The organism is Antiquaquibacter metalliresistens (assembly GCF_029211225.1).
Lineage (GTDB): Bacteria > Actinomycetota > Actinomycetes > Actinomycetales > Microbacteriaceae > Rhodoglobus > Rhodoglobus metalliresistens.
Genome location: NZ_JARGEM010000002.1, coordinates 305,210 through 330,412 on the forward strand (window position 1 = coordinate 305,210; position 25,203 = coordinate 330,412).

Annotated in this window: 22 protein-coding genes; 4 read left to right on the forward strand and 18 right to left on the reverse strand. The window is 69.9% G+C overall.

Annotated elements, in window-relative coordinates:
* The first annotated feature begins 2 nt into the window (after positions 1 to 2).
* Complete coding sequence (locus PYV02_RS04390) at positions 3 to 1,247, forward strand: iron-containing alcohol dehydrogenase (protein ID WP_275756567.1); 1,245 nt, start codon at positions 3 to 5, stop codon at positions 1,245 to 1,247.
* Positions 1,248 to 1,291: 44 nt separating this feature from the next.
* Positions 1,292 to 2,215, forward strand: a complete 924-nt coding sequence (locus PYV02_RS04395) for a 3-hydroxyacyl-CoA dehydrogenase (protein WP_275756569.1) — start codon at positions 1,292 to 1,294, stop codon at positions 2,213 to 2,215.
* 2 nt (positions 2,216 to 2,217) lie between these two features.
* On the opposite strand, the gene PYV02_RS04400 is transcribed toward PYV02_RS04395, so the two are convergent.
* The 11 genes from PYV02_RS04400 to sucC all read right to left on the reverse strand — a co-directional run bounded on the left by PYV02_RS04400 (position 2,218) and on the right by sucC (position 14,740).
* Positions 2,218 to 2,922: a GntR family transcriptional regulator gene (locus tag PYV02_RS04400; RefSeq protein ID WP_275756571.1), complete on the reverse strand. Its 705-nt coding sequence runs from the start codon at positions 2,920 to 2,922 to the stop codon at positions 2,218 to 2,220.
* Positions 2,923 to 2,981: 59 nt separating this feature from the next.
* Positions 2,982 to 4,787, reverse strand: coding sequence for an ABC transporter ATP-binding protein (locus PYV02_RS04405; protein WP_275756573.1), 1,806 nt, complete (start codon positions 4,785 to 4,787; stop codon positions 2,982 to 2,984).
* Positions 4,784 to 6,580 (reverse strand): ABC transporter ATP-binding protein, encoded by a 1,797-nt coding sequence (locus PYV02_RS04410; protein WP_275756574.1) that lies wholly within the window; start codon positions 6,578 to 6,580, stop codon positions 4,784 to 4,786. Before PYV02_RS04410 ends, PYV02_RS04405 begins: the two co-directional genes overlap by 4 nt.
* A gap of 102 nt (positions 6,581 to 6,682) precedes the next feature.
* Complete coding sequence (ddaH, locus tag PYV02_RS04415) at positions 6,683 to 7,897, reverse strand: dimethylargininase (RefSeq protein ID WP_275756577.1); 1,215 nt, start codon at positions 7,895 to 7,897, stop codon at positions 6,683 to 6,685.
* Between the two features lie 37 nt (positions 7,898 to 7,934).
* Positions 7,935 to 9,566: a bifunctional phosphoribosylaminoimidazolecarboxamide formyltransferase/IMP cyclohydrolase gene (purH, locus tag PYV02_RS04420; protein ID WP_275756579.1), complete on the reverse strand. Its 1,632-nt coding sequence runs from the start codon at positions 9,564 to 9,566 to the stop codon at positions 7,935 to 7,937.
* Entirely contained in the window at positions 9,566 to 10,153 is a 588-nt protein-coding gene (gene purN / locus PYV02_RS04425; protein WP_275756581.1) for a phosphoribosylglycinamide formyltransferase, read from the reverse strand. Before purN ends, purH begins: the two co-directional genes overlap by 1 nt.
* A gap of 9 nt (positions 10,154 to 10,162) precedes the next feature.
* A complete protein-coding gene (locus PYV02_RS04430; protein ID WP_275756583.1) occupies positions 10,163 to 11,371 on the reverse strand; it encodes a cell division protein PerM in 1,209 nt (402 codons plus the stop codon).
* 8 nt (positions 11,372 to 11,379) lie between these two features.
* Complete coding sequence (locus tag PYV02_RS04435; RefSeq protein WP_275756585.1) at positions 11,380 to 11,883, reverse strand: hypothetical protein; 504 nt, start codon at positions 11,881 to 11,883, stop codon at positions 11,380 to 11,382.
* 38 nt (positions 11,884 to 11,921) lie between these two features.
* Positions 11,922 to 12,626, reverse strand: coding sequence for an alpha/beta fold hydrolase (locus PYV02_RS04440; RefSeq protein WP_275756587.1), 705 nt, complete (start codon positions 12,624 to 12,626; stop codon positions 11,922 to 11,924).
* Between the two features lie 48 nt (positions 12,627 to 12,674).
* Positions 12,675 to 13,565, reverse strand: a complete 891-nt coding sequence (sucD, locus tag PYV02_RS04445) for a succinate--CoA ligase subunit alpha (protein WP_275756588.1) — start codon at positions 13,563 to 13,565, stop codon at positions 12,675 to 12,677.
* An 11-nt stretch (positions 13,566 to 13,576) separates the two neighbouring features.
* The gene (gene sucC, locus PYV02_RS04450; protein ID WP_275756590.1) at positions 13,577 to 14,740 is read right to left on the reverse strand and encodes an ADP-forming succinate--CoA ligase subunit beta; all 1,164 of its coding nucleotides are present in this window, start codon (positions 14,738 to 14,740) and stop codon (positions 13,577 to 13,579) included.
* A 257-nt stretch (positions 14,741 to 14,997) separates the two neighbouring features.
* Between sucC and PYV02_RS04455 the strand changes: the two genes are divergently transcribed.
* A complete protein-coding gene (locus PYV02_RS04455) occupies positions 14,998 to 15,762 on the forward strand; it encodes an oxygenase MpaB family protein (protein ID WP_275756592.1) in 765 nt (254 codons plus the stop codon).
* On the opposite strand, the gene PYV02_RS04460 is transcribed toward PYV02_RS04455, so the two are convergent.
* Complete coding sequence (locus PYV02_RS04460; protein WP_275756594.1) at positions 15,737 to 16,678, reverse strand: linear amide C-N hydrolase; 942 nt, start codon at positions 16,676 to 16,678, stop codon at positions 15,737 to 15,739. The two genes, PYV02_RS04455 and PYV02_RS04460, sit on opposite strands and share 26 nt — an antisense overlap.
* A gap of 97 nt (positions 16,679 to 16,775) precedes the next feature.
* Here PYV02_RS04460 and PYV02_RS04465 point away from each other — a divergent pair, with 97 nt between their 5' ends.
* A complete protein-coding gene (locus PYV02_RS04465; RefSeq protein ID WP_275756596.1) occupies positions 16,776 to 17,960 on the forward strand; it encodes an MFS transporter in 1,185 nt (394 codons plus the stop codon).
* 9 nt (positions 17,961 to 17,969) lie between these two features.
* Here the strand turns inward: PYV02_RS04465 and PYV02_RS04470 are convergent, their stop codons facing one another.
* The 6 genes from PYV02_RS04470 to PYV02_RS04495 are packed head-to-tail and all read right to left on the reverse strand — an operon-like array spanning position 17,970 to position 25,108.
* Positions 17,970 to 19,451, reverse strand: coding sequence for an RNB domain-containing ribonuclease (locus tag PYV02_RS04470; RefSeq protein WP_338056605.1), 1,482 nt, complete (start codon positions 19,449 to 19,451; stop codon positions 17,970 to 17,972).
* Complete coding sequence (locus tag PYV02_RS04475) at positions 19,438 to 21,786, reverse strand: ATP-dependent helicase (protein ID WP_275756598.1); 2,349 nt, start codon at positions 21,784 to 21,786, stop codon at positions 19,438 to 19,440. Before PYV02_RS04475 ends, PYV02_RS04470 begins: the two co-directional genes overlap by 14 nt.
* A 32-nt stretch (positions 21,787 to 21,818) precedes the next feature.
* Positions 21,819 to 22,322, reverse strand: a complete 504-nt coding sequence (locus PYV02_RS04480) for a hypothetical protein (RefSeq protein WP_275756600.1) — start codon at positions 22,320 to 22,322, stop codon at positions 21,819 to 21,821.
* Between the two features lie 13 nt (positions 22,323 to 22,335).
* Positions 22,336 to 22,806 (reverse strand): hypothetical protein, encoded by a 471-nt coding sequence (locus PYV02_RS04485; RefSeq protein ID WP_275756603.1) that lies wholly within the window; start codon positions 22,804 to 22,806, stop codon positions 22,336 to 22,338.
* The gene (locus tag PYV02_RS04490) at positions 22,803 to 23,525 is read right to left on the reverse strand and encodes a hypothetical protein (protein ID WP_275756605.1); all 723 of its coding nucleotides are present in this window, start codon (positions 23,523 to 23,525) and stop codon (positions 22,803 to 22,805) included. Before PYV02_RS04490 ends, PYV02_RS04485 begins: the two co-directional genes overlap by 4 nt.
* A gap of 32 nt (positions 23,526 to 23,557) precedes the next feature.
* Positions 23,558 to 25,108: a S1C family serine protease gene (locus tag PYV02_RS04495; RefSeq protein WP_275756606.1), complete on the reverse strand. Its 1,551-nt coding sequence runs from the start codon at positions 25,106 to 25,108 to the stop codon at positions 23,558 to 23,560.
* Positions 25,109 to 25,203 lie beyond the last annotated feature (95 nt).

Consider the following 25,203-nt stretch of genomic DNA (forward strand, 5'->3'; position numbering starts at 1 on the left):
CGATGCCCGACATCAGCAACCGGATCGGACTCGGGCTGCTCCGCCAGCCGAAGACCGTGGTGTTCGGCCCCGGCAAGCGGGACCAGATCCCCCTGCTGGTCGCCCCGCTCGGTTCGCGGGTGCTGATCTGCACGGACGCACGCATGGCCACGACCGTCGAGTTCGCGGGCATCCGATCCGCCATCGAGGCGACCGGCGCCACGGTGGCGGTCTTCGATCAGGTCGAACCGGATCTGCCCCGCACCAACGTGGTCGAGCTCGTCGCGGCGTTCGGCGACGCGGGCATCGAGGTGGTCATCGGCATCGGCGGCGGCAGTTGCCTGGACATGGCGAAGGTTGCAGCACTCGTGCTGCACACCGGACGGGACATCAGCGAGTACTACGGCGAGAACCTCGTCGAGGCGCCGGGACTGCCGGTGATCACAGTGCCGACCACGGGCGGCACGGGCGCCGAGGTGACCTGCATCTCCGTGGTCTTCGACGCGGACCGCGGCATGAAGGTGGGTGTGGCGAGCGAGCACCTCGAACCGGTCGCGGCGGTGATCGACCCGGAGCTCACCGTGAGCTGCCCGCCCGGGCTGACGGCGGCGACCGGCGCCGATGCGCTCTCGCACCTGATCGAGTCCTTCACCGACCGGGCCAAGAATCCCGGCGCTGACGACATCGCGCGGCACCTCTATGTGGGCAAGAACGTGCTCACCGACATCTTCTGCCGCACCGGCCTCGAACTGCTCAACACCTCGCTCGAACGCGTCGTCGCCGATCCCTCGAACCTCGCGGCCCGTGCCGACACCATGCTCGCCTCGTTCTGCGCCGGCATGGCCATCAACACGGCCGGCACCGCGGGGGCGCACGCGATCCAGTCGCCGATCGGCAACCTCACGCACACCGCCCACGGAATCGGCGTCGGCGCGCTGCTGCCCTACGTGATGCGCTTCAACCTCCCCGCCAACGTGTCGGCGTTCGCCGACATCGCCGCGGCGTTCGGCATCGCGGACCCGCAGGCCACCGCTCTGGACAATGCCCGAGCGGCGATCGTGCGCGTCGAAGCGCTGCTGGCGGCCCTCGGGGTGCCGACGAACCTGAAGGATCTTGGGCTGGATCCGGCGGACTTCGGATACGTCGCCGACCAGGCGATGCTCGCCACCCGGCTGACCGCGAACAACCCTCGCGAGCTCACCCGCGAGGCGATCGTCGGGATCCTCGAGCGCGGCTACGCCGACGACCACACGTGGTGGGAAAACTAGCCCACCGCGACAATCCCAGCTCCACCCGCTCACAGAGGAACACCATGAACCGCACCGTTGGCATCGCAGGCACCGGATCGATCGGCGTGGCATTCGCGGTGCTCTTCGCCACCGCCGGGTTCACGGTGCGCATGTGGGATGCCCTTCCCGGGGCCTTCGACCGCGCGCGCGCAGACCTCGCCGATCGCCTGCACCTGCTGTCACGGCACGGGCTGCTGAAGGAGCCCATCGACGCCGTCAGCGCCCGGGTGAGCTACCACGAGATCCTGCTCGACTGCCTCGAGGGCGCCGAACTCGTGCAGGAGTGCGTGCCCGAACGGCTCGAGATCAAGCGCGAGGTGTTCCAGCAGCTCGGGGCCTACAGCGAACCGGATGCCGTGCTCGCCAGTTCGAGTTCCGCGATCGTCTCGAGCGAGTTCGCCACGAGCACGCCGGCACGCGATCGCGTGCTCGTCGCACACCCGGGCAACCCGCCGTACCTCATCCCGGTGATCGAACTGGTGCCGTCGGCCTTCACAGCGCAGGACACGGTCGAGCGCGCCAAGGCCATCTACCGCGAGGCGGGCATGACGCCCATCCTCGTGAACGCGGAGATCGAGGGCTTCGTGTTCAATCGATTGCAGGGCGCCCTGCTGCGTGAGGCGTACTGTCTCGTGCGCGATGGGGTCGCGAGCGTCGACGACATCGATGAGGTGGTACGCAGCGGGCTCGGTCGGCGCTGGGCGTTCATCGGCCCGTTCGAGACCGTCGACCTCAACACCCGTGGCGGCATCGAATCGCACGCGGAGAAGATGGGTCCCGCCTATCACCGGATGGGCGCGGTGCGGGGTCAGGACGATCCCTGGACGCCGGAACTGGTGGCCGAGGTCGCCCGGCAACGACGGGACATCCTGCCGCTGGAGCAGTGGGAGGACCGGGTGCGCTGGCGCGACGAGCAGCTCATGGCGTTGCGCCGGCTGCTCGACTGAACTCAGCTCGCGTCGCGCTCGGTGCCGTTGGCGGCGACGTGCTTGCGATACTCGAGGATCGCGAGGCGACCGGCGCCGCGGATGTGCTCCTCGCACGCCTGACGGGCCAGGACCGGATCCCGCAACTCGGTGGCGGCGTGGACGATGCGGCTGAGCTCCTGCATCGACAGGGCGACGCGATCCGCGTCGAGGAAGGCGTAGTGGCGCAGGATGCCGATGCGGGTGTGGATGCCGCTGAGATCCGCCGTCAGCACCGGATTCTGGGCGCCATCGAGCAACAGCCGGTAGAACTCGTCCTTCGCGATGCCGCGCGACTCGAGTGTGCCGCGCAGGTAGCTGTCGCCCATCGACGCGAAGTGCTCGCGCAGGGCAGCGACCTGCGCCTGGCTCGCGCGCTCGGCGAAGAGCTCGCCGACGAGCCCCTCGAGCGCGCGCCGCACCTCGTAAAGCGCTTCGATGTCCTCCACGGTCAGCACCGTGACGATGGGGCCACGATTCGGCAGCATCGTGATCAGCCGCTCGGACTCGAGCTGGCGAAGCGCCTCGCGGATCACCGTGCGCGACACTCCGTAGCGCTCGCACAGAGTGTTCTCCAGCAGACGATCCCCGGGGTGGAGCACGTCGTCCAGGATCTCCTGGCGCATGATCTCGACCACCCGCTGCCGCAGCGGGGCGGCTTCCTGGCGAATGATCGTGCCGCTCGTCATGCCACCCAGCCTACGGGGTTCCCGCACACCGTATTACGACCATATGCGCGCGGCGCGAGCTAGACCAGCGAGTCCCGCCACGCCGCGTGCAACTGCGCGAACCGACCGGTGCCGCCGATCAGTTCGGCAGGGGTGCCGTCTTCGATGATGCGCCCGTGCTCCATGACGAGCACGCGATCGGCGATCGCGACCGTCGACAACCGGTGCGCGATGATCACCGCCGTACGGTCGGCGAGCAGCGTCTGCAGGCCCTCCTGCACGAGCCGCTCCGAGGGGATGTCGAGCGACGCGGTCGCCTCGTCGAGGATGAGCACCACCGGGTCGGCCAGGAACGCCCGCGCGAACGACAGCAGCTGTCGTTGCCCGGCCGAGACGCGACCGCCGCGCTTGTTCACGTCGGTGTCGTAGCCGTTCGGCAGCGACTCGATGAACTCGTGCGCGCCCACCGCCTTCGCGGCGGCGACGATCTGATCGCGGGTGGCATCCGGGTTACCCAGCGCGATGTTGTCGGCCACGGTGCCGGAGAACAAGTACGCCTCTTGGGTGACCATCACGATCGCTCGCCGCAGATCCTTCGGGTGCAGGCGCCGCAGGTCGACCCCGTCGAGCCGCACGGTGCCCTCGGAGGGGTCGTAGAAGCGCGAGATGAGCTTGGCGAGCGTGGACTTGCCCGCTCCCGTCGACCCGACGAGCGCGATCGTCTGCCCCGCCGGGATGTCGAGATCGAAGGCGGGCAGGATGACGCGGTCGGCCTTGTACGCGAACTCCACGTTCTCGAAACTCACGCGTCCGCTCGCCTTGCGCAGGTCGATCGGGCGGGTCGGATCGGGCACGGTGGGTCGCTCCTCCAGCACCCCGGAGATCTTCTCGAGCGCCGCCGCCGCCGACTGGTACGAGTTGTAGAACATCGCCATCTCCTGCGCCGGGGCGAAGAACTGGCGGGTCCACAGCAGCACCGCGAGCAGCACGCCGATGCCGAGCCCGCCGGTCGCCACGCGCAGGCCGCCGACGAGCAGCACGGCCGTGAGGGCGAGGTTGCCGATGAGCACGAGTCCCGGATCGAAGATGCCGAACAGTTTGATGACCCGGCTGTTGGTGTAGCGGTAGTCCTCGACCAACCCACCGAACTCGACCTCGTTGCGCGGCTCCTTGCGGAACGCCTTCACCGCACGAATGCCGGTCATCGTCTCCACGAACTGCACGATCAGCCGGGCGGATGCGGTGCGGGTGTCGCGGAAGTACAGCTGCGACCGCACCTGGAACCAGCGGGTGAGCACCGCCAGCGGCACGAGCGAACCGATCAGCACGAGCCCGCTGACCCAGTCGAAGGAGAACATCGCGATGGCGATGAACCCCATGTAGAGCGCGCCCTGCACGAGCTGGCTCACACCGGAGTCGAGCAGTTCGCGGATCGCATCGAGGTCGCTGGTCTGCCGCGCGATGATGCGCCCCGACGTGTAGCTCTCGTGGAACTCGAGCGACAGCCGCTGGGTGTGCAGGAACACGCGCTTGCGCAGATCGAACAGGATGGCCTGGCTCACGCGTGCCGTGAGCACCGTGTACCAGGCGATGAGCAGGGCACCGATGAGTCCGGTGATCAGGTATGCGGCCACGATGCCGACCAGTGGCAGCCAATCCTGTCGCAGCAGCGCGGGCAGACCAGTGCTGAGCCCGAGCGCGATGAACGCGGGGCCGGCAACCTGCGCGGCCGTCGAGATCACGACGACGGCCATGGTGAGCGCGACCTTCGCCCGCACCGGCCGCAGCAGCGAGCCCAGCAGCCGCAGCGAGCGCTGTCGGATCTGGCGGCTCTCGGCCTTGGAGTAGTCGTTGCGCTCTTCGCCTTCGACGCCGGTGACGCTCATCGGTTCGCCTCCGCTCGTTCGCGTCGTTCTTCGTCTTCCAGGCTCGAGATCACGAACCGGTAGTGCTCGCTCGAGGCGAGCAGCTCGGAGTGGGTACCGACGGCGGTGACGCGACCGTCTTCGAGCAGCGCGACCCGGTCGGCGAGCATGACCGTCGATGGACGGTGCGCCACGATGAGCGCGGTGGTCGCGGCGAGCACGCGCCGCAGTGCCGCCTCGACGAGGGCCTCGGTGTCCACGTCGAGCGCCGAGAGCGGGTCGTCGAGCACGAGGATCGACGGCTTGGCCGCGACCGCGCGCGCGAGCGCCAACCGCTGACGCTGGCCGCCGGAGAGCGAGAGCCCCTCCTCTCCCACCCTGGTGTCGAGACCGTCGGGCAGGTCGTGGACGAAGGCGGCCTGCGCGATCTCGAGGGCCTCGGCGAGGTCGGCCTCGGTGGCATCCGGGCGGCCGAGCAGCACGTTGTCGCGCACGCTCGCGGAGAAGAGCGTGGCATCCTCGAACGCCATCGCGATGAGCGAGCGCAGTTCGACCAGCCTGAGGTCGCGGATGTCGACCCCATCGATCTCGATGGCTCCCCCGGTCACGTCGTACAGCCGGGTGGTGAGCGCCGTGAGGGTGGACTTGCCGGAGCCGGTCAACCCGACGAGCGCCATCGTCTCACCGGGCTCGATCTCGAGCTCGACACCGTCGATGAGGTCGGGCACCTGCGCCGGCGAGTCCGCGTAGCGGAAGTGCACGTCGCGGAACGCGAGCCTGCCCTTGGGGTCGACGACCGTCTTCGGCTCGGCCGGGTCGACGATGTCCTCCGGCTCGTCCATGACCTCGAAGAACCGATCGGCGGCGGTGCGGGTGTCGAAGGTCATGGAGAGCAGGAAGCCGATCGACTCCACCGGCCAGCGCAGCACGGTCGCGGTCGCGAAGAACGCGGCGAGATCGCCGACCGAGATCTGGCCGTTCGCCGCGAGCCACACCCCGCCGAGCAGACTCAACGCGAACGTGACGTCGGGCACGAGCAGCAACCAGAGCCAGATGCCGGCGATCGCGCGCGCCTTCTCGATCTCGGTGCCTCGCAACTGCTCGGCCTGGTCGGCGAAGTTCTTGAGCGCGTGCTTGCCCCGCCCGAAGGCCTTGAGCACACGGATGCCGTGCACCGACTCCTCGACGGTCGTCGCGAGATCGCCGGCCTGGTCCTGGCTGCGACGGGCCACTACCGAGTACTTGTTCTCGAACAGGTAGCCGTAGATCCACAGCGGGATGGAGCAGACGATGAACAGCACCCCGAGGATCCAGGAGATGTTGATCAGGAACACGAACCCGATGACGATCGTCAGCACGTTGACGACCAGCAGCACGAGACCGAAGGAGATCCAGCGCCGGATCAGGTTGAGGTCGCTCACGGCACGCGAGAGCAGCTGTCCGCTGGGCCACCGATCGTGGAACCCCACCGGGAGGTTCTGCAGCTTGCGATACAGGGTGTTGCGCAGGCGGGCCTCGACGTGGGTGCCGGGCGTGAGCACGAACGCCCGCCGGGCGTAGACCATCACCGCCTCGATGATGCCGAGCCCGAGCACGATGAACACCGCCGGCCAGATCTGGGCCGAGTCCCCGGACTGCAGGGGCCCGTCGACGAGCGCGCGCAGCTCCTGCGGTATCAGCAGCGCGACGACCGCCGCGACGAGCGCGGTGACCATCCCGAGGTAGATGCGCGGCATGGCCGGCTTCGCGTAGGGGTAGAGGCGCGCCAGTGAGGCGAAGGTTGACGAGCGCTTTCGCGGCGTCGGTGACGACATGTGAATGGTCCTGTGGTGGTGGTGAGAGCGGTGCGGAAGGCTGCTCCCGAGCCCGAGCAGCCTTTCAGACTAGACCGCGAGGCCGTTCTTGTCGAGCCGAACTCAGCGCACGCGCACGGACAGGCAGGTGACGCAGCCCTCGAGCTTCTCGAACTCGCTGATGTCCACGGTGACGACGCGGTACCCGAGGTCGGCGATGAGCGCTGCGGACTTCGGCGCGGACGAGGACATGAGCACCGCGTCATCCGCGAGCACCACCACGGCGGCACCGGGCTCCGGCAGCGCGAGGAAGCGCGGGAAGACCGCGGGGTTGTCGACGAGCTTGGCCTGACCGACCACGGTGCCGTCGGGCAGGGCGGTGACGGCGCTCTTGAGGTGCAGCACCTTCTTCACCGGCACCGCGACGACGGTGTAGCCGAGTCCGCCGACGATGGCGCGCAACTGGCGGATGCCCTCGGCATTCGTGCGACCGCCGCGCCCCACATAGACGGTGTCGCCGACCTTCAGCACGTCACCGCCGTCGAGGGTGCCGGGCAGCTCGATGCGGGCCACCGCGAGCCCGAGCTCGCCGACGACGCGCTCGACGGCCTCCGTCTCGGCGCGGCGGGACTCGGCGCCTGGGCTGGTGACGACGGCGACGTCGCCGAAGACGACGACAGCATCCTCGACGAAGACCGAGTCGGCGAGGTCATCGGCGGCGGGCACGTCCACGATCTCGAAGCCGTTCGCCGCGAGCGCGTCGACATAGCCCTGCCACTGCTCGTCGGCGAGCTCGAGATCGATCGGGGTGCGCTCGAGGTGGGTGAGTTCTCCGTCGGCGAGGGTCGACGCGGGCTGGCGCACGAGCGCGATCACGCTGCGGCGTCGTGTGCGGGTGCCGAGCGCCCAGAGCCGCCGACCGAGCGTAAGGCTCGCGAGCGCCGCGAGCACGATGAACACGAGGCCGGTGCCGATGATTCCGTCGAAGACGTAGCCGGCGACCTGTGCGCTCCATGCGGTGCCGCCCGCGAACACGGTGAAGCTCAGCCCCGCGACGACCGCGATCGCCCCGGCGAGCGCGCCGGCGAGCAGGGCGGTGAACCAGTAGCGGTTCGCACCGAGCACGGCCGCGATCGCGACGAGCACGAACAGCGCCAGACTCACCGGCAGGAAGTAGGCACTGATCGGCCCGATGTTGGCGCTGGCCGAGCCGTTGGCCAGGAACAGTGCCAGCAGGTTGGCCAGGTGCGTCGCGACGGCGACGCCGACACCCACCAGGAGGGCCGCCAAGACGCGACGGGCGATGGGGATACGGCGGGCGGGCGCGGCGGTAGGCATGCGCACAACCTATCGAGTCGAAGCTATGGATCTGCTGTCAGTGGAAGAAGTGGCGCTCGCCGGTGAAGTACATCGTCACGCCGGCGGCGCGCACCGCAGCGACGACCTCCTCGTCGCGGATGGATCCGCCGGGCTGCACGATCGCCGCCACCCCGGCTTCGATCAGGATCTCCGCCCCGTCCGCGAAGGGGAAGAACGCGTCGCTGGCGGCGACCGAACCGGCCGCGCGCTCGCCGGCGCGGGCGACCGCCAGACGGCAGGAATCGACGCGGTTGACCTGTCCCATGCCGACGCCGACCGCCGCGCCGTCCTTGGCGAGCAGGATGCCGTTGGACTTCACCGCGCGCACCGCACGCCACGCGAACTCCAGGTCGGCCAGGGTGGCGGCATCGACCGGGTCGCCCGCGGCGAGGGTCCAGCCGGACGCCGGCGCGAAGTGGATGTCGGGCTGCTGAGCCAGCAGGCCGCCGGAGATCTGCCGCACCTCCACGCGTCCTCGCGCAGCGCGCTCGGTCTCGTATCCGGAGGGCAGTTCGAGGATGCGCAGGTTCTTCTTGGCCTGCAGCACCTCGAGGGCGCCGGGCTCGAACCCGGGAGCGACGACGACCTCGGTGAAGATCGGGGCGATCGACTCGGCGGCCTCGCGCGTGATCGGCCGGTTGGCCGCTATCACCCCGCCGAACGCCGACACCGGATCGCAGGCGTGCGCAAGCGCGTGCGCCTCGGCGATCGTGGCGGCGGTGGCGATCCCGCAGGGATTGGCGTGCTTGATGATCGCGACGGCCGGCCCCTCGTGGTCGTAGGCGGCGCGCAGGGCCGCGTCGGCATCCACGTAGTTGTTGTAGGACATCTCCTTGCCGCCGAGCTGGGTCGCCTGCGCGATGCCCGCGCCCCCCACGGTGTAGAGGGCGGCCGCCTGGTGCGCGTTCTCGCCGTAGCGCAGGGTCGTCGCGAGCTCGGCGGCGACCACCAGCTGCTGCGAGAACGGACTCGGGGACTCCTCGGCGGGCCGGTCGATGCCGAGCTCGATGGACCAGTCCGGTCCCGTCTCGGCGAACCAGCCGGCGACTTGGGCGTCGTACGCCGCGGTGTGCGCGAAGGCCTCCGCGGCGAGGCGGCGGCGCTGCACGAGGCGAGTGCCGCCGAGCTTCAGCGCCTTGACCACCTGGTCGTAGCTGCCCGGGGAGGTGACCACCGCGACGTTGGCGTGGTTCTTGGCGGAGGCGCGCACGAGGGCGGGGCCGCCGATGTCGATCTGCTCGACGACGTCGTCGGGCGCCGCCCCCGAGGCGACCGTCTCGGCGAACGGGTACAGGTTCGAGACGACCAGCTCGAACGGCGCGATGCCGAGCTCGGCGAGCTCGCGCTCATGGGCGGCGAGCCGCAGGTCCGCGAGGAGTCCGGCGTGGATCGCGGGGTGCAGCGTGCGCACGCGGCCGTCGAGCGACTCGGGGAAGCCGGTGACGGCGGCGACCTCGGTGACCGGCAGTCCGGCATCCGCGATCGTCTTGGCGGTCGAGCCGGTGGAGACGATCTCCACCCCCGCGGCGGCGAGCGCGGTCGCGAGCTCCACGAGCCCGGTCTTGTCGCTCACCGAGACGAGGGCGCGACGCACGGGGATGACGTCGCGTTCGCGGTAGTCGGCGGGGTCGTGGCTCGGGCCGGACATCAGCGCAGCTCCTTGAGGTCGATTCGCGAGTTGGCGATGTCGAGGATCGCCTGGATGAGCAGGCGGCGCTCGACGGGCTTGATGCGCTCGTGCAGGCGGGCCTCGTCATCGCCCTCGTGCACCGGGATGCGTTCCTGCGCGATGATCGGCCCGCTGTCCACGCCGTCGTCGACGACGATCACACTCGCCCCCGTCTCGGCGACGCCCGCGGCGAGCGCGTCGCGCACCGCGTGGGCACCGGGGAACTCCGGCAGATAGGCCGGGTGCGTGTTGATGGCGTTCGGCGCGAGGGCCGAGACGACCCGCGGCGGCAGCAGTTTCATGAAGCCGCTCAAGACCACGAGGTGTGGTTGCCAGAAGCGGATCTGCTCCAGCAGGGCATCGCCCCAGGCATCCCGGTCGTCGAAGCTCGAGAGGGCGACCGAGAAGGTGGGGATGCCGTAGGCCTCCGCATGCTCGAACCCCTCCGCGTCGCGGTCCGCTCCGACCGCGACCACGCGCGCGGGGAACTCGGCGTCTTCGGAGGCCTCGAGCAGGGCCCGCAGGTTCGACCCGCCGCCCGAGATGAGTACGACGAGCTTCAGCACCCGATCAGCCTAGCGCGCGGGCCCGCGACGGTCGGCTGAGCTCCCCCGCCGGCTGGCGAGCAGGCCAAGCGTGCAGGCGATCGCGAGTTCGATGGCCGCGCAGATGCCGACGGCCCACGGATCGGGACCGACGTGCGCGAGCCGCCCCGGGCCGGCCGAGCCCGCCGAGGCCCAGGCGAGCAGGCCGAGCAGTACGCCGCCGACGACGCCGGCGCCGATGCCCGCGAGCAGCAGTGGTCCCCCGTCGAGCCGTGCGCGCAACCGCGGGCCGAGCGCCGCGCCGACCAGAAACCCGACGGCGATCGGTACGACGAGGCCGACGAAGCCGAACGCGAGCTGGCCGCTCGGCAGCGCCCCGAGCATCGGCAGGGCCGGCACGGGGCCGAGCTGTGTGCCGAGGGGACTGACGAGCGAGCCGGTGCCGATCGCGAAGCCCGGGCCGATGAGCCACGAGGCGCTCCAGATCACGGCGTTGGGGATGAGCGCCAGCTGACCGATCGTGATCGCGATGCCGCCGAGCACCTCGCCGTGCAGGCTCTCGTAGAGGGTGATGATCTTGGCGTACGACCCGACGAGCGCCGCGGTCGTGACGAGCGCGGCGGTGGCGACCACGGCGGCGGCGGCGGCCGCTCCGCCGCGCAGCGCCGTGACGATGGTCAGGCGCGGGGTGGCGGGCAGACGTTGGAACCATTCGCGCAGGCGGCCGCCCGCGTCATCCACCTCGAGGCGCACCCCGATCACGAGGCCGATCGCGAACACGACCGTCGGCAGCAGGGTGCCCTGCCAGAGCGAGGGGCGGGCCAGCGGATGCAGCGCCGAGAACGTCACCAGGAACGACAGCCCGGCGAACGTCGCGAGCGAGACGAGTTCGCCGAGGCGTCGGTTGCGCGTCTCGGCGACCCGGCGGCCGGCCCGGATGCCGAGCAGCACGGTCAGCAGGCCGAACCCGAGCAGTGCGATGGTCACGATGATGGGCTCCCCCGCGCCAGGGAACCCGAACGCGGCGGCCGTGACCGGGTCGAGGCTCAGCCGCACATCGACGCCGTGCCCGACGAGCCAGATGTCGACCGCGGCGCGCCAGAACACCGTCCAATCGATCGCCAGACCGTACTGGAACGCCCACATCGCCGTCAGCGGCACGAGAGGGATGGCAATGCCGATCGCTGCCACGAGGAGCGCCTCGAAGGCGGCGAAGAGTGCGGTGAGCCTTCGGTTCATGCGATGCGCTAGTGCACGATCTCGTTGAGGATGATCAGGAGCAAGCCGAAGAAGGCGGTGCCGATGCCGCCGAAGATGCGCACCACCAGGTGCGAGCCGCGCTGGGCGAAGGCGTTGTACCCGAGCACGCCGAGCGTGATCATCGCCGAGAGCAGGGCGAGGCTCACCGCATCATCGGTCTCGATGACCTTGAAGACGCCGAGCAGCATGATGAGCGAGGGCAGGATCGCCGTATAGAGCATGCCCGAGGAGTGCTTGAAGGACTGCCAGGTGGCGGCCCCCAGGGTGATCTCCTTGCCGTCGGTCACGCCGTGTCGGGCGATCGTGCCGGCGAAGACATGGGCGCCCCAGAAGATGATGAGCGAGATCGCCGCGACGATCAGCACCTCGAGGGAGTCCGCCGGTTTGTCGTCGTTATCGGAAAGGCCACCGAGGAGCGCACCGTAGAGGATGAGACCGTAGATGGCGTCGGGCGTCACGAACCGATCGTGCATCCACTGGCGCAAACCCATGCCATTACCGTAGCGGCAGGTCGAGCCTGCGCCCGGGTTCAGCCTGCGGGCGGCGCGCCCGCGGCCTGCAGGATGAAGTCGGCCACGGCATCCGCGTGCGAGACGAGGGAGAGGTGACTCGACGGCAACTCGATCGTCGTGGCCCCCATGCGCCGCGCGAGGAAGCGCTCGAGCCCGGGATCGATGGTGCGATCGAGCGTGGACACCTGGTACCAGGTGGGCTTCGACCGCCATGCCGCCACGGTGGTGCGGCCCGAGAACAGACTCGTCGAGATGCGGCCCTGCACCGCGAACAGCACGCGAGCGTCGGCCGGGTCGAGATCGCCCGCGAAGTCCTCGAGGAACGCCTGCTCGTTCAGCCAGGAGAACCCGTCGGCCGTCTGCAGCCCGGCGCTCGCTGGCGGCTTCGGGTACTGCCCGGCGAGCGCGGCCCAGTCCTCACCCGCGTCCGGGGCCCGGGCGGCGATGTAGACGAGCCCCGCGACGTTGTCGTGCAGGCCCGACTCGCTGATCACCGTGCCGGCCCAGGAGTGCCCGACGAGCAGGCACGGGCCATCCTGCAGGTCGAGGATGCGACGGGTCGCCGCCACGTCGTCGTCCAGCGAGGTCAGCGGGTTCTGCACCGCGGTCGCCGTCATGCCGGCGGCCTGCAGCCTGCGGATCACCGGGGACCAGCTCGACCCGTCGGCGTAGGCGCCGTGCACGAGCACGGCATTGCGAATCGAATTCATCTCGGTCGCCATGCCGCCAGTATGCTCCAGGGCCGCGGCGAAGCCAAAGCCCGGATGCCGTCAGCGCGCGGCGAGCAGCTCCCGCATGAGCGCGGCGGTCTCGCTCGGCGTCTTGCCGACCTTGACGCCCGCGGCCTCGAGGGCCTCCTTCTTGCCCTGCGCGGTGCCCGCACCGGCGGAGACGATCGCACCCGCGTGACCCATGGTCTTGCCCTCGGGAGCGGTGAAGCCGGCGACGTAGCCGACGACCGGCTTCGTCACGTACTCGCGGATGAAGTCGGCGGCACGCTCCTCGGCGTCACCGCCGATCTCGCCGATCATGACGATCGCCTCGGTCTCCGGGTCGTCTTGGAAGGCGCGCAGCGCGTCGATGTGGGTCGTGCCGATGATCGGGTCGCCGCCGATGCCGATCGCGGTCGAGAAGCCGAGGTCGCGCAGCTCGTACATCATCTGGTAGGTCAGCGTGCCCGACTTGGAGACCAGGCCGATCGGGCCCTTACCAGTGATCGTCGCGGGGGTGATGCCCACGAGCGACTCACCGGGCGTGATGATGCCGGGGCAGTTCGGGCCGATGATGCGGGTGGTGTTGCCCTTGTCCTTCGCGTAGGCCCAGGCCTCCGCGGTGTCCTGCACCGGAATGCCCTCGGTGATCACGACGAGCAGCGGGATCTCGGCGTCGATCGCCTCGATCATGGCGTCCTTCGCGAAGGCCGGGGGAACGAAGATGATCGAGACGTCGGCACCCGTGGCATCCATCGCCTCCTTGACCGTGCCGAACACCGGCAGGCTCACGCCGCCCTCGTGCTCGACCGTGGTGCCCGCCTTGCGGGCGTTGACCCCGCCGACGACCTGGGTGCCTGCCTTGAGCATGAGCGCGGTGTGCTTGGTGCCCTCGCCGCCGGTGATGCCCTGGACGATGACCTTGTTGTCCTTGTTGAGGAAGATCGACATGCTCTGTTCCCTTACGCGTTCGCGAGTTCGGCGGCCTTGTCGGCGCCGGAGTCCATGGTGTCCGCCAGGGTGACCAGCGGGTTGTTGGCGGCGCGCAGGATGGCGCGGCCCTCCTCGACCTTGTTGCCGTCGAGTCGCACGACCAGCGGCTTGGTCGCGGTGTCGCCCAGGATCTCCAGGGCCTTCACGATGCCGTTGGCGACCGCGTCGCACGCCGTGATGCCGCCGAAGACGTTGACGAAGACGCTCTTGACCTGCGGGTCACCGAGGATCACGTCGAGGCCGTTGGCCATCACCTCGGCGGATGCTCCACCGCCGATGTCGAGGAAGTTCGCGGGCTTGACGCCGCCGTGCTTCTCGCCGGCGTAGCTGACCACGTCGAGGGTGGACATGACCAGTCCTGCACCGTTGCCGATGATGCCGACCTCGCCGTCGAGCTTGACGTAGTTGAGGTCGTTGGCCTTGGCCTTGGCCTCGAGCGGGTCCGCGGCATCCTTGTCTTCGAGTGCCTCGTGGTTCGGGTGACGGAACGCCGCGTTCTCGTCGAGCGTCACCTTGCCGTCGAGGGCGAGGATCGAGCCGTCTTCGGTGAGCACGAGCGGGTTGACCTCGACGAGCGTCGCGTCCTCACCCTTGTAGACCTCGTAGAGCTTCACGATGACGGGGGCGACCTTGGCGACGAGTTCCTCCGCGAAGTGCCCGGCGCGCGCGATCTCGGTCGCCTTGGCGAGGTCGATGCCCGCGACCGGGTCGACCTCGATCTTGGCGAGGGCGTCGGGGCGCTCGACGGCGAGCTCCTCGATCTCCATGCCGCCCTCGACGCTGCACAGCGAGAGGTAGGAGCGGTTGGCCCGGTCGAGCAGCACCGAGAAGTAGAACTCCTGGGCGATCTTGGCTCCTGCAGCGACCATCACGCGCTTGACGACGTGGCCCTTGATGTCGAGGCCGAGGATGGCCTGCGCCGCGGTGAAGGCGTCGTCCGCGGTCGGGGCGACCTTCACGCCGCCCGCCTTGCCGCGACCGCCGGTCTTGACCTGCGCCTTGACGACGGTCAGACCGCCGATCTTCTCGGCCGCCGCCTTCGCCTCCTCCGGAGTGTCCGCGATGATGCCGGCGAGCACCGGCACCCCATAGGACTCGAAAAGGTCACGTGCCTGGTACTCGAAGAGATCCACGCTGTATACGTCCAATCGCGCGTTGGGGATGATCGGCCCGGCCGCCCGCCGAAACTCTCTCGGCGTCAAGACGCTTTGGCCACGGAGAACTCTACTCGCTCTGGCTGGACACGATGTCGGCGAGCGCCCCGCCAGGCGCGAAGGTTTGCCGATTCTTATCGCGACACCCGCGTCGAGTTCGCCCGTTCTGCCGTTTCCACGGTCGCGGAGGCGGCAGAACGGGCGAACTCGCCGACACGAGCGCGGACAATGGCTTCGTGAGCGCGATCCGGAAGTTCTCCGCCGAGGCGATCCTGCTCGCCGGCGGTGGGGCCGCGCTGCTGCTGCAGCTGGCCAATCCCGCGGTCGGGCGCGGCGTCGCCGAACACAGCGACTTCGCGAACCGTCCCCTCGACCGCCTCCGGGGCACGCTCACCTACCTCACCGTCACCGTCTACGGCACGCCGGAGGAGGCTCGGCTCGTCGCGCGCCGCGTGGGCGAGGCGCACGCCCCGGTGCGATCGGCGGACTACGACGCGCGGGACCCCGAGCTGCAGCTGTGGGTGGCCGCGACCCTCTACGACACCGCGGTGCGCGTGCACGAGCTCGCGTTCGGTGCGCTCGATCCCGAGGCCGCCGAGACTCTGCTCGCCGACTATGCCGTGATCGGTACCGCGCTGGGGGTGCCGCGATCGCTGTGGCCCGCCGACCGCGCGGCCTTCGCCGCCTACTGGGGTGCGGCGGTGGGGCGGCTGCGGGTGGATGAACCGGCCCGCCGCGTCGCGCAGCAGTTGCTGCATCCCGTCTCCGGGCCGTGGTGGCTGCGCTCGCTCATGCCCACCGCGAGAGTCGTCACCGCCGGCCTGCTCGACGAGCCGCTGCGGGAGGCCTACGGACTGCACCACGATCCCCGGCGCTTCGCGCGGTTCGTGCGGTTCGCGCGCGGCGCCTATCCGCATCTGCCGCGCCGCCTGCGCGAGGCGCCCATGCGATGGGTGCTGCGCAGGTTCCGGCGACTCAGTAGGGCAACTCCGCCGGCGTGAGCGCCGCCGTCGCATCCCCCGCGAGCGTCTCGTCCCGGGGGTTGAGCGTCAGCACCTTCGTGCCGTCGGCGATCGCCGCGACATCCACCCAGAACAGGTTCGGGCTGAGGGTCGACGAGAAGTAGTAGGTGCGGTTGGTGAGATCGTCCCCGGAGTGCCACCAGGTCGGGTAGACCCCGCCGTCGTCGTACGGAGCACCGTAGGGAACGCTGACGTTGCGGATGATCTGGAACACCCCGGCGACCGCCTGCGCCACCGTGCTCGGCTCGGGAAGGTAGTGACGGAAGTACGAGGCGCGCACGAAACGGTCGACCGAAGTGATGTCCCCGGGTGGCGGGAGCTCGCCACCGAACGGACGATACCGCGCGAGATTCTGCAGCTGCTTGTCGAGGGACGGGGAGTTGGCCATGACGGTGTACTCGTGTCCGTGATGCACGACGAGTTCGCCCTCCAGCGGCTCGATGATCGCGGAGTCGCCGGAAGCGTCCTCGAGCGCGAGATGGCAGCCCATGTGCTCGCCGCGCATCGGCATCGAGGTGACGCGGATGCGGTCGATGTCGGCGACCGCCTCGGCCACGGTGGCGTAGTTGTCGAGGATGTACTGGGCCCACATCGTGTTGGCGATCGATGCGCGATCGTCCTGCGCCGGATAGACGGCCTCGTCGGCGTCGAGGTAGAGCACGTGGGCCCCGAGACCCTTCTCGTTCATGCCGTCGACCGTGCCCGAACGCCACATGCTGAGCACGACCGAGGAGTAGCGGGAGACCCAATCGATCGAGGTCGCGTCGCCGTGACCCTCTCGGCGAGTGCCCCGCGGAACGAACCACAGGTCCGGCTCGTCGCTGACGGCCCAGTCCATGCATCGGCTCACCGTCGTGGCGATCGGATTGTCATTCCAGAGGACCCTCGTGCGCATGATCAGATGCTAGCGGCGGCCGGTTCCGCACCCGGGCCCTTCGACCCGTGCGCGCGGGGTACCGGCGGACGACACCCGCCAGGACTAGCGTCGTCTGGTGACCTCCGATGCACCCGCCGACTCCCGGCGGGTGCGCGGTCTGCGGCTCGCCGCGCTCTCGCTCGGCCAGGTGGTCAGCTGGGGCGTGCTGTACTACGCCCTCATCGTCGCGGCGCCGGTGATCGCCGAGCAGACGGGATGGCCGCTCGCGCTCGTCACCGCGCTCTTCTCGGCGGGCCTCGTCACCTCAGCGATCGTCGGGATCGCCACGGGGCGCCTGCTCGATCGCTACGGCCCGCGCGTGATCATGACCTCGGGCTCCGCGCTCGCGGTCGCGGGGTTCGTGATGGTCGCCGTCGCGCCGAATCCGATCGCCTTCGGAGTGGGCTGGGTGATCGTCGGTGCCGCGCAATCCGCGGTGCTGTACCAGGCCGCGTTCACCGTGGTCGCGCGACGCTACGGTCAACGCGCACATGGCGCGATGACGATCGTCACCCTCGCCGGCGGGCTGGCCTCCACCGTGTTCGCCCCGCTCGTGGCAGCCCTCGTGGTGGCGCTGGACTGGCGGGCCACGTTCCTCGTGCTCGCCGCCGTGCTGGCGACCGTGACGATCCCGCTGCACGCCTTCTCGCTCGAACGGCGTTGGCCGCCCCATGCCGTCGCCCCGCACGAGCACGACGACCACACCGTCGCCACCGTGATCCGCACCCGCCGGTTCTGGTTCCTCGAACTCAGCATGATCGCGATCACGGGCGCCGGGTTCAGCGTGACCCTGAGCATCATCCCCCTCTTCACCGAGAAGGGGATCGGCTTCGAGCTCGCCGCGCTCGCCCTCGGTCTGCTCGGGGCCGGTCAGGTGATCGGTCGGCTGCTGTTCGTCGCGCTGCCGCGGGGAACGCGACCCTGGGTGCCCATCGCGCTCATCGCGGCGCTCACCGGCATCCTGCTGGCGGCGCTGGGCATCATCCCCGGACCGCTCTGGGCCCTCATCGCGGTCGCCGTGCTCGCGGGGGCGGTGCGGGGCGCGAACACGCTCGCGCAGGGCTCCGCCGTGATCGATCGCTGGGGCACCCGCAACTACGGCGCGATCAACGGCGTGGTCGCGGCTCCGGTCACCATCATGGTCGCGCTCGCGCCGGCGATCGGTCCCGCGGTCGCCGCGGGCGTCGGCGGATACCAGACGATGGCGCTCGTGATGGCCGGCATCGCGGCGGTGGCCGCGCTGCTCGCGCGCTGGAGTTGAGCCGCAGCGTCAGGCGAGCCGAAAGCGGATCGTGCCGGTCGCGATGTCCGCGGACTCGAGCACGATGCCGACACGCTCCCCCGCGCGCACCTCGCCCTCGACCGCGGCCGAGATGAAGGGGTCGCTCAACTGCACCGTGCCGCCGCCGTTCTTGGCCGCGATGACGACGGCCTCGAAGCGCTCGCCGACCCGGTCGTGCAGCACTGCGGCCTCGATGGCGTCGATCGCCGCGCGATCGAGTCGCGAGGCCAGCGAGTCGGAGCGCCCCATGATGGCGGGCAGCTCGGGCAGCGCCTCGCGCACCCAGTCGGGCACCGGCCGCGCGTGGGCCAGCGCCTCGCAGGCCACGAGCACGAAGCGGTCGACCAGGCGACGCAGCGGCGCGGTCGCGTGCGCGTACGGTGCGGCGATCGCGGCCTGGATGCGCTCCTGCGGCGGTTCGCCGTCGAAGGCGGTGTAGCCGGCACCGCGGAACAGTGCGCCGGCCGCGTGCAGCACGGCGAGCCCGCGGGGGTCTGCGCGGTCGAGGGTGCGCAGGTACTCTCCGTAGCGCTGCGACTCGGGCCAGGGGCATCCGATCGCCGCCACCTGGGCGCGGAACCGTTCGATCGTCGCCGCGTCCGGCGCCGGCATGGTACGCAGGATGCCGATGCCGCCGTCGATCATGATCTGCGCGGCCGCCATGCCGGTCATCAGCGAGAGCTGCGCGTTCCACGACTCCACGGGCAGCGGCGAGCGGCGCTCGAGCCGGTAGCGCCCATCGATGAGCACGACCTCCTCCTCCGGCCGATCGAGACTCGCGCCGCCGCGCTCGCGTTCGCGTTCCAACCGCAACCCGCCGACCTCGGGCAGCAGCGTCAGGCTGTCGCCGGCGGCTCCCCCGTCGAGTTCGTCCTGCGCTTCGCGGTAGCTGTAGCGGCGGGCGCTGCGCACGGTCGCGCGGTCGAGGGTCGTCGCGGTGACCTCGCCGCGGGCATCCAGGTCGAAGGTCCAGACGAAGGCGGGGCGCTCGTCGCCCTCGAGCAGGGATGCCGCGCCCTCGCTCAGCACGGTCGGGTGCAACGGGATGCGGCCGTCCGGCGCGTAGAGGGTCTGCCCGCGCTCGCGCGCGGCGGCGTCGATCGCCCCTCCCGGCTCGACGAAGGCCGGCACGTCGGCGATCGCGTACCGCACGCGGAACCCGTCGCCGAGCCGTTCGAGATGCAGGGCCTGGTCGAGGTCGGTCGAGGCGGCGGGGTCGATGGTGATGAACGGGATGCCCGTCAGATCCGGCCCCGTCGGCCGCACCCGTTCGGCGGCCTCCCGCGCCTCGCGCTCCACCTCCGGCGAGAAGGACTCGGGCAGCTCGAGCTCGTCGCGGATCACCCGCAGCGCCGAGGCGAGCTCGTCGCGCGCGTCGCGGAACCGCACCAGGGGCACCGTGGTGCGCACCCGGCTGCGCGCCTCGGCGTCGTTCGCCTGCTCGGCGTTCGACCGCTCAGAGTTTTTCAATGGGCGCGATCTTGATCAGCAGCCGCTTGCGGCCCGCGGTGTCGAACTGCACCTCGGCGACGCTCTTCGGCCCGACGCCGGTGACCGCGGTCACCCGGCCCTCCCCGAAGTCGGTGTGCCGAATGCGATCCCCGGCCGCGAGCGTCAGGTCGCCGTTGTCGCGCACGGCACCGGTGACCGCCGAGGTCCACTCGGTCTTGGGGCGTGGGGCGGCCGGAAGGGAGTTGGCGTAGCTGAACCGCTCGCGCGCCGGGCGCGGATTCAGCGCCCGAGCGCGGTTGCCCATGCCCGGCGACTGCCGCCAGTCGATGAGCTCGGCCGGGATCTCCTGCAAGTAGCGGCTCGGCATCGCGACGTTGATCTCGCCGAAGGTCGCGCGCGAGGCCGAGAGCGAGAGGTAGAGCCGCTGCTTGGCGCGCGTGATGCCGACGTAGAACAGCCGCCGCTCCTCCTGCAGGCCGCCGGGCTCGCCCGCCGACATCTGGTGCGGCAGCAGTCCCTCCTCGAGTCCGGTGAGGAACACCGAGTCGTACTCGAGGCCCTTCGCGGTGTGCAGGGTCATGATCGAGACCGTGCCGTCGGTCTCGTCGATCTCGTCGGCCGCCGCGAACAGCGCGACGTTGGTGAGGAAGTCGATGAGGGTGCCGTCGGGGTTCGCGGTGCGGAACTCCTTGGCCTGCGCGACGAGCTCCTCCAGGTTCTCGGCGCGCGCCTCGTCCTGCGGGTCGCCGGAGTTCTTCAGCGAGGCGAAGTACCCGGTCTTCAGCAGCAGCTCGCTCAGGATGTCGTGCGGAGCGGACGTTGCCACCGATGCGGTCGCCTCCGACAGGATGGTGCCCAGATCGATGATCGCGGCCGTCACCTTGGGCCCGAGGCCGAGTTGACCCGCGTCGAGGAGTGCCTCGCGCAGCGGCATCCCCATGCGGTCGGCGTGGGACTGCAGCGCGGTCTCCGTGGCAGGCCCGATGCCGCGCTTGGGCACGTTCATGATGCGACGCAGTGCCAGGTCGTCGTCGGGGTTGGCGGCCTGGATGAGGTAGGCCATCGCATCCTTGATCTCGGCGCGCTCGTAGAACTTCGTGCCGCCGGGAATGCGGTACGGGATCGCCGAGCGGATGAAGATCTCCTCCAGCGGCCGGGTCTGCGCGTTGGTACGCACGAACACGGCGATCTCGTTGAGGCTCGTGCCCTTGCCGCGCAGCACCTCGATCTCGTCGGCCACGAACTGCGCCTCGTCGTGACCGGTGTACCCCGTGTAGCCGACGATCTTCTCGCCCGCACCGACCGTGGTGAAGAGGTTCTTGGCCTTGCGGTCGAAGTTGTTGGCGATCACACCGTTGGCCGCGTCGAGGATGTTCTGCGTCGAGCGGTAGTTCTGCTCGAGCAGGATGACCTTGGAGTTGGGGAAGTCGCGTTCGAACTCCACGATGTTGCGGATGTCGGCCCCACGGAACGCGTAGATCGACTGGTCGGAGTCGCCGACCACCGTGAGCGAGGCACCCGGGATGCCACCGCCGGCGTCGAGGGCCATGCGCGTGTCCGGCGGCACGTGCTCGGGTGCGACGGGACGCACGAGCTCGCGGATGAGGGCGTACTGCGCGTGGTTGGTGTCCTGGTACTCGTCGACGAGCACGTGCCGGAAGCGGCGCTGGTAGAGGGCCGCGACATCCGGGAAGGCACGGAACAGATAGACGGTCTCGGCGATGATGTCGTCGAAGTCGAGCGCATTCGCCCGGCGCAGCGCGGCCTGGTAGCGACCGAAGATCTCGACGAAACCCGACTCCTTGGGGTCGTCCATGTTGACGCCGCGCGCGTAGGTCTGGATGTCGGTGAGCTCGTTCTTGAGCTTCGAGATGCGGTTCGACACCCCGCCCGGGGTGAAGCCCACGGTGTCGGCGTCGAGTTCCTTGATGATGCGCTTGAGCAGGGCCCGCTGGTCGGCGGTGTCGTAGATGGTGAACCCCGACTTCATGCCGAACACCTCGGCCTGCCGCCGCAGGATGCGCACACACGCCGAGTGGAACGTCGAGATCCACATGCCGTCGGTCGCATCCTCGCCGACGAGGGAACGCACCCGCTCGCGCATCTCCGCCGCGGCCTTGTTGGTGAACGTGATGGCGAGGATCTGGCTCGGCCACGCCTCGCGAGTCGACAGCAGACCGGCGATGCGGCGGGTGAGCACGCTCGTCTTGCCCGAGCCCGCCCCCGCGACGATGAGCAACGATTGGCCGCGGTACTCGACGGCCGCGCGCTGCTGCGGATTGAGGCCCTCGAGGAGGGCATCGTCGATGCGGCCGCGCGAGGGCTGCCCGAGGGCGTCGAGAAGGTCGGTCATGACCGCCCAAGTCTACGTTCGACCCCGGACGCTCAGCCGCTGTAGTCGCCGTCGTCGGCCCAGACGATCAGGTAGCGGTTGTAGCCGTGCGCCTCGATGTAGAACGAGACCGGCGGGTAGACACCCGTGAGCACCTCGCCGTCCGCCGTGGGGGCGCGCCCATGCACGACCGTGCGGTCCGGCGAGTCGAACTGCTGCTCGTAGTAGCTGAAGATCTGGTTCATCGTCATGTACTCGTCGGTCGCGTAGTAGGCCCAGGTCTCGACCGGGGACTCCTCCCGCCACCCGCACAGCACCGCGAATGGCGGCGGAGTCGGCCAGAAGTCGGGGCGCACCGGCAACTCGCCCTCGTAGAGCACGAGCTCGGTGCCGGGGTACTCCTTGAGGCACCGCGGGTCGACCTCGGGCGCCTGCTGTTGCGTCTCGATGTCGGGAGTGGGTGACGCGCTCGGCACGGGCATGGGGCCGCCGGTGGTGCACGCGCCGAGCGAGGTCGCGATTGCCGCGGCGAGGGCGATCCTGAGGAATCTGGTCACGGGGATTCCCCGGCTAGATGCCGAAGGCGACGAAGTAGGTCCCCGTCGCGGCATCCGTCTGGATCGCGAACTCGAGCGCGGGGCTCGTCGCGTTGAGGATCGGGCTGTCCCCGATCCCGTCGCTGCGCACGAGCTCGTAGCCCGCGAGCAGCGGCTCCCACCCGTCGAGCACCTGGTCTGGTGTCAACGAAGTGACGTACTGGAGCACGGCGTTGGTGTCGGAGGTCGGCGTGACCACGCACAGTGTCGAGCCCTCGGGCGCGGCGGGCCAATCGCTCGGCACCACCGCCGCGTCGCCGAGCGATGGCGCCACGGTCAGTGCGGGGAACGCCTCGAGGCACGCTTGCGGGGCGGCGGCATCCTGATTGCCGTCGACGACGGCGGGGTCGTCGAGCCCCGGTTCGTCGCTGTAGCCGGGCGAGCACGCCGCGAGGGCGAGCGCGAGCGCGATGGTCGCGACCGCCGCGGGCAACCGGCCGGTCACGCCGTGAGCTCCCGAGTGATGCGACTGCGTCCCACGGCGAGCCAGATGCACGCGAACGCAAGCCACAGGCCGGATCCTGGACCCGCCAGACCGGGCACGCCCGTGATCCCGTAGGCGACCGCGATGAGCAGGAAGTACAGGCCACTGAGGGTGCCGAGGACGCGGGAGATGAGGCGCTCGCGCCACGCCATCCACGCAACGGCACCGGCGGCGATGAGCACGCCGAGCCACGGGATGTACGGCCCGAAGTCGGTGAGCATGTAGTAGATGAGCAGGCTCTGGTCATCGAACAGGCCGAACTCAGAGCCGCCGTAGCCGTAGTTGGCGAGCGCACCCTTCCAGCCGTAGGCGAGCGCGAGACCCGCCGCCGTCACGACGACACCGCCCGAGACCACCCGTGCGGCGACGGAGTGCAGGTACCGGTTCTCGACCCAGCGCTTCCATCCCGCCTGGAACACGAGGAGGGCGGCGACCGCAGCGAATCCGACGAGAAAGCCGAGGTAGTTCGTCATGCGATCGAGCTCAGCCATGCTGTCGGGGCCGACGAGGTAGGGCTCGCCGTTCTCGGCAGCGGCGAGCTCGCCGGCCGGCCGCGTGTCGAGCAGCACGGTTGCGGCGAAGCCGAGGATGCCGGCGACCACTCCCCAGAGCGGCCAAAGGCGTCCGGGTCGAACCTGTTCGACAGGCGGAGACGTGACGATCTCTGGGGATGCGGTCATGGTGTTGTGCTCTCTTTCGTTGTCGGTGGTGATCAGAGGTCCGCGTAGAAGCTGCCGAGAACGCGGTCGACCGCGGCGAGGTCCGACTCCGCGACGACCTGCACCGTGACGTAGATGAGGTAGTTGCCGGAGTCCGCGACCGCCGCGAGCACGAGGTATCCCGCGCCGTTCGGACCGCAGTTGGTGTAGTACTCGTACGCGCCGGTGTGGTAGCCGTCGGCGTAGTCCACGGGCCCATCGGAGACGCAACCGTCGGCCGTCACCCCGGATGCGCCGGCGATGAGGTCATCGACGCTCGTGTTGGCCAGCGCCCCCGCCGAGGCGAGCACACTCACCCCTGGGGTGTTCCAGCTCGAGGAGAAGCTCGCGATGTCCGGGCTCGCGGTCACACCCATCCAGTTGTTGCCCTGACCGTCGACGAAGGGGGCCCCGTCGATCTGAGACCACGCGGCCGGTACCTGCACGAAGACGCTGCCGGTGTCATCCTGCACATCGACGAACTCGCCGGTCGGTTCCTGCGTGTTCGGCACGACCTGCACGGCCTCGATCTTGTCGCCGTTGATCTGCCCACGGTGGTACAGGCCGTCGGCCGGACGGTAGAGCTCGATGTCGAGGGTCGCCTCCGTGCCGTGGGTGCGCAACACGTCGCAGTACTCGGTCATCGTGCCGTTGACGCCGACGCTCACGCCCTGCAGCCGGGTGAGCAGGTCGCCGGGCTCGACCCCGGCCTTATCCGCCGCGGAACCCGCGGCGACCGAGCTGACCCAGATACCCAGACCCTCGCCCTCGTCGGTGATCAGACCCTGGCCGTTGATGCCGAGGCTCAGCACGTCTTCGCCGGCGATCAGATCGTCGATCACTGCGAGCACCTCGTCGCGGTGGATGGCGAGGTTGCGGTCGTAGTAGTCGTCCCCGGCGTAGTTGACGCCCACCAGCCGACCGTTCTCGTCGACGAGCGGCCCGCCGGAGTTGCCAGGACGGATGCGAGCGTCGTGCTCGATGACGGCGTCGAGCGACGCCCACTGGGTCTCGCCCGGGGTCTTCGCCTTGGAGACGATGCCGCGCGTCATGGTGAAGGTCGGGTCGCCGAGCGGGAAGCCCGCCGACCAGACGTCCATGGCCGTCGTGATGTCGCCCTTGTGCCAGGCGAAGTGCGGATAGGTGCCCTGCTCGAGTTGTACGACGGCGAGGTCGAGGCACTCGGAGGATCCCAGCACGCGGGCGTTGAGCGTCTCCGAGGTGTCTCCGCCGCGCCAGACGTCGATCGTGCCGGCGCCGACCACGACGTGGTTGTTGGTGACCGCGATGCCGTCGGAGCTGATGATGAAGCCCGAGCCGCGGCCGGCGGCCTCGTACCCGCCGTACTGCGGATCGACGAAGGTGCCGCGGGCCTCGAGCTGGATGGTCGCGGACTGCACGCCCTGGAAGTCGACGGCGGTGGTGTCATCCGCGGCGCCGCCGTCGGCGGTGGGCGGGGTGAAGCACGCGCTCAGGCTGAGCACGGTTGCGAACGCGCCGAGCGCGAGGGCGGCCCGCGCCGGCGTGCGCCGCGCGAGCGTGATGGATTCGGACTGGACCGACATGATGGTGAACTCTTTCGATGTGATCGGGTGAGCAGGCGAGCTGCCCGACCGCGGGAGCGGCCGACGTTTCGACTGTGTCCGTCCCGGCGTCCCGG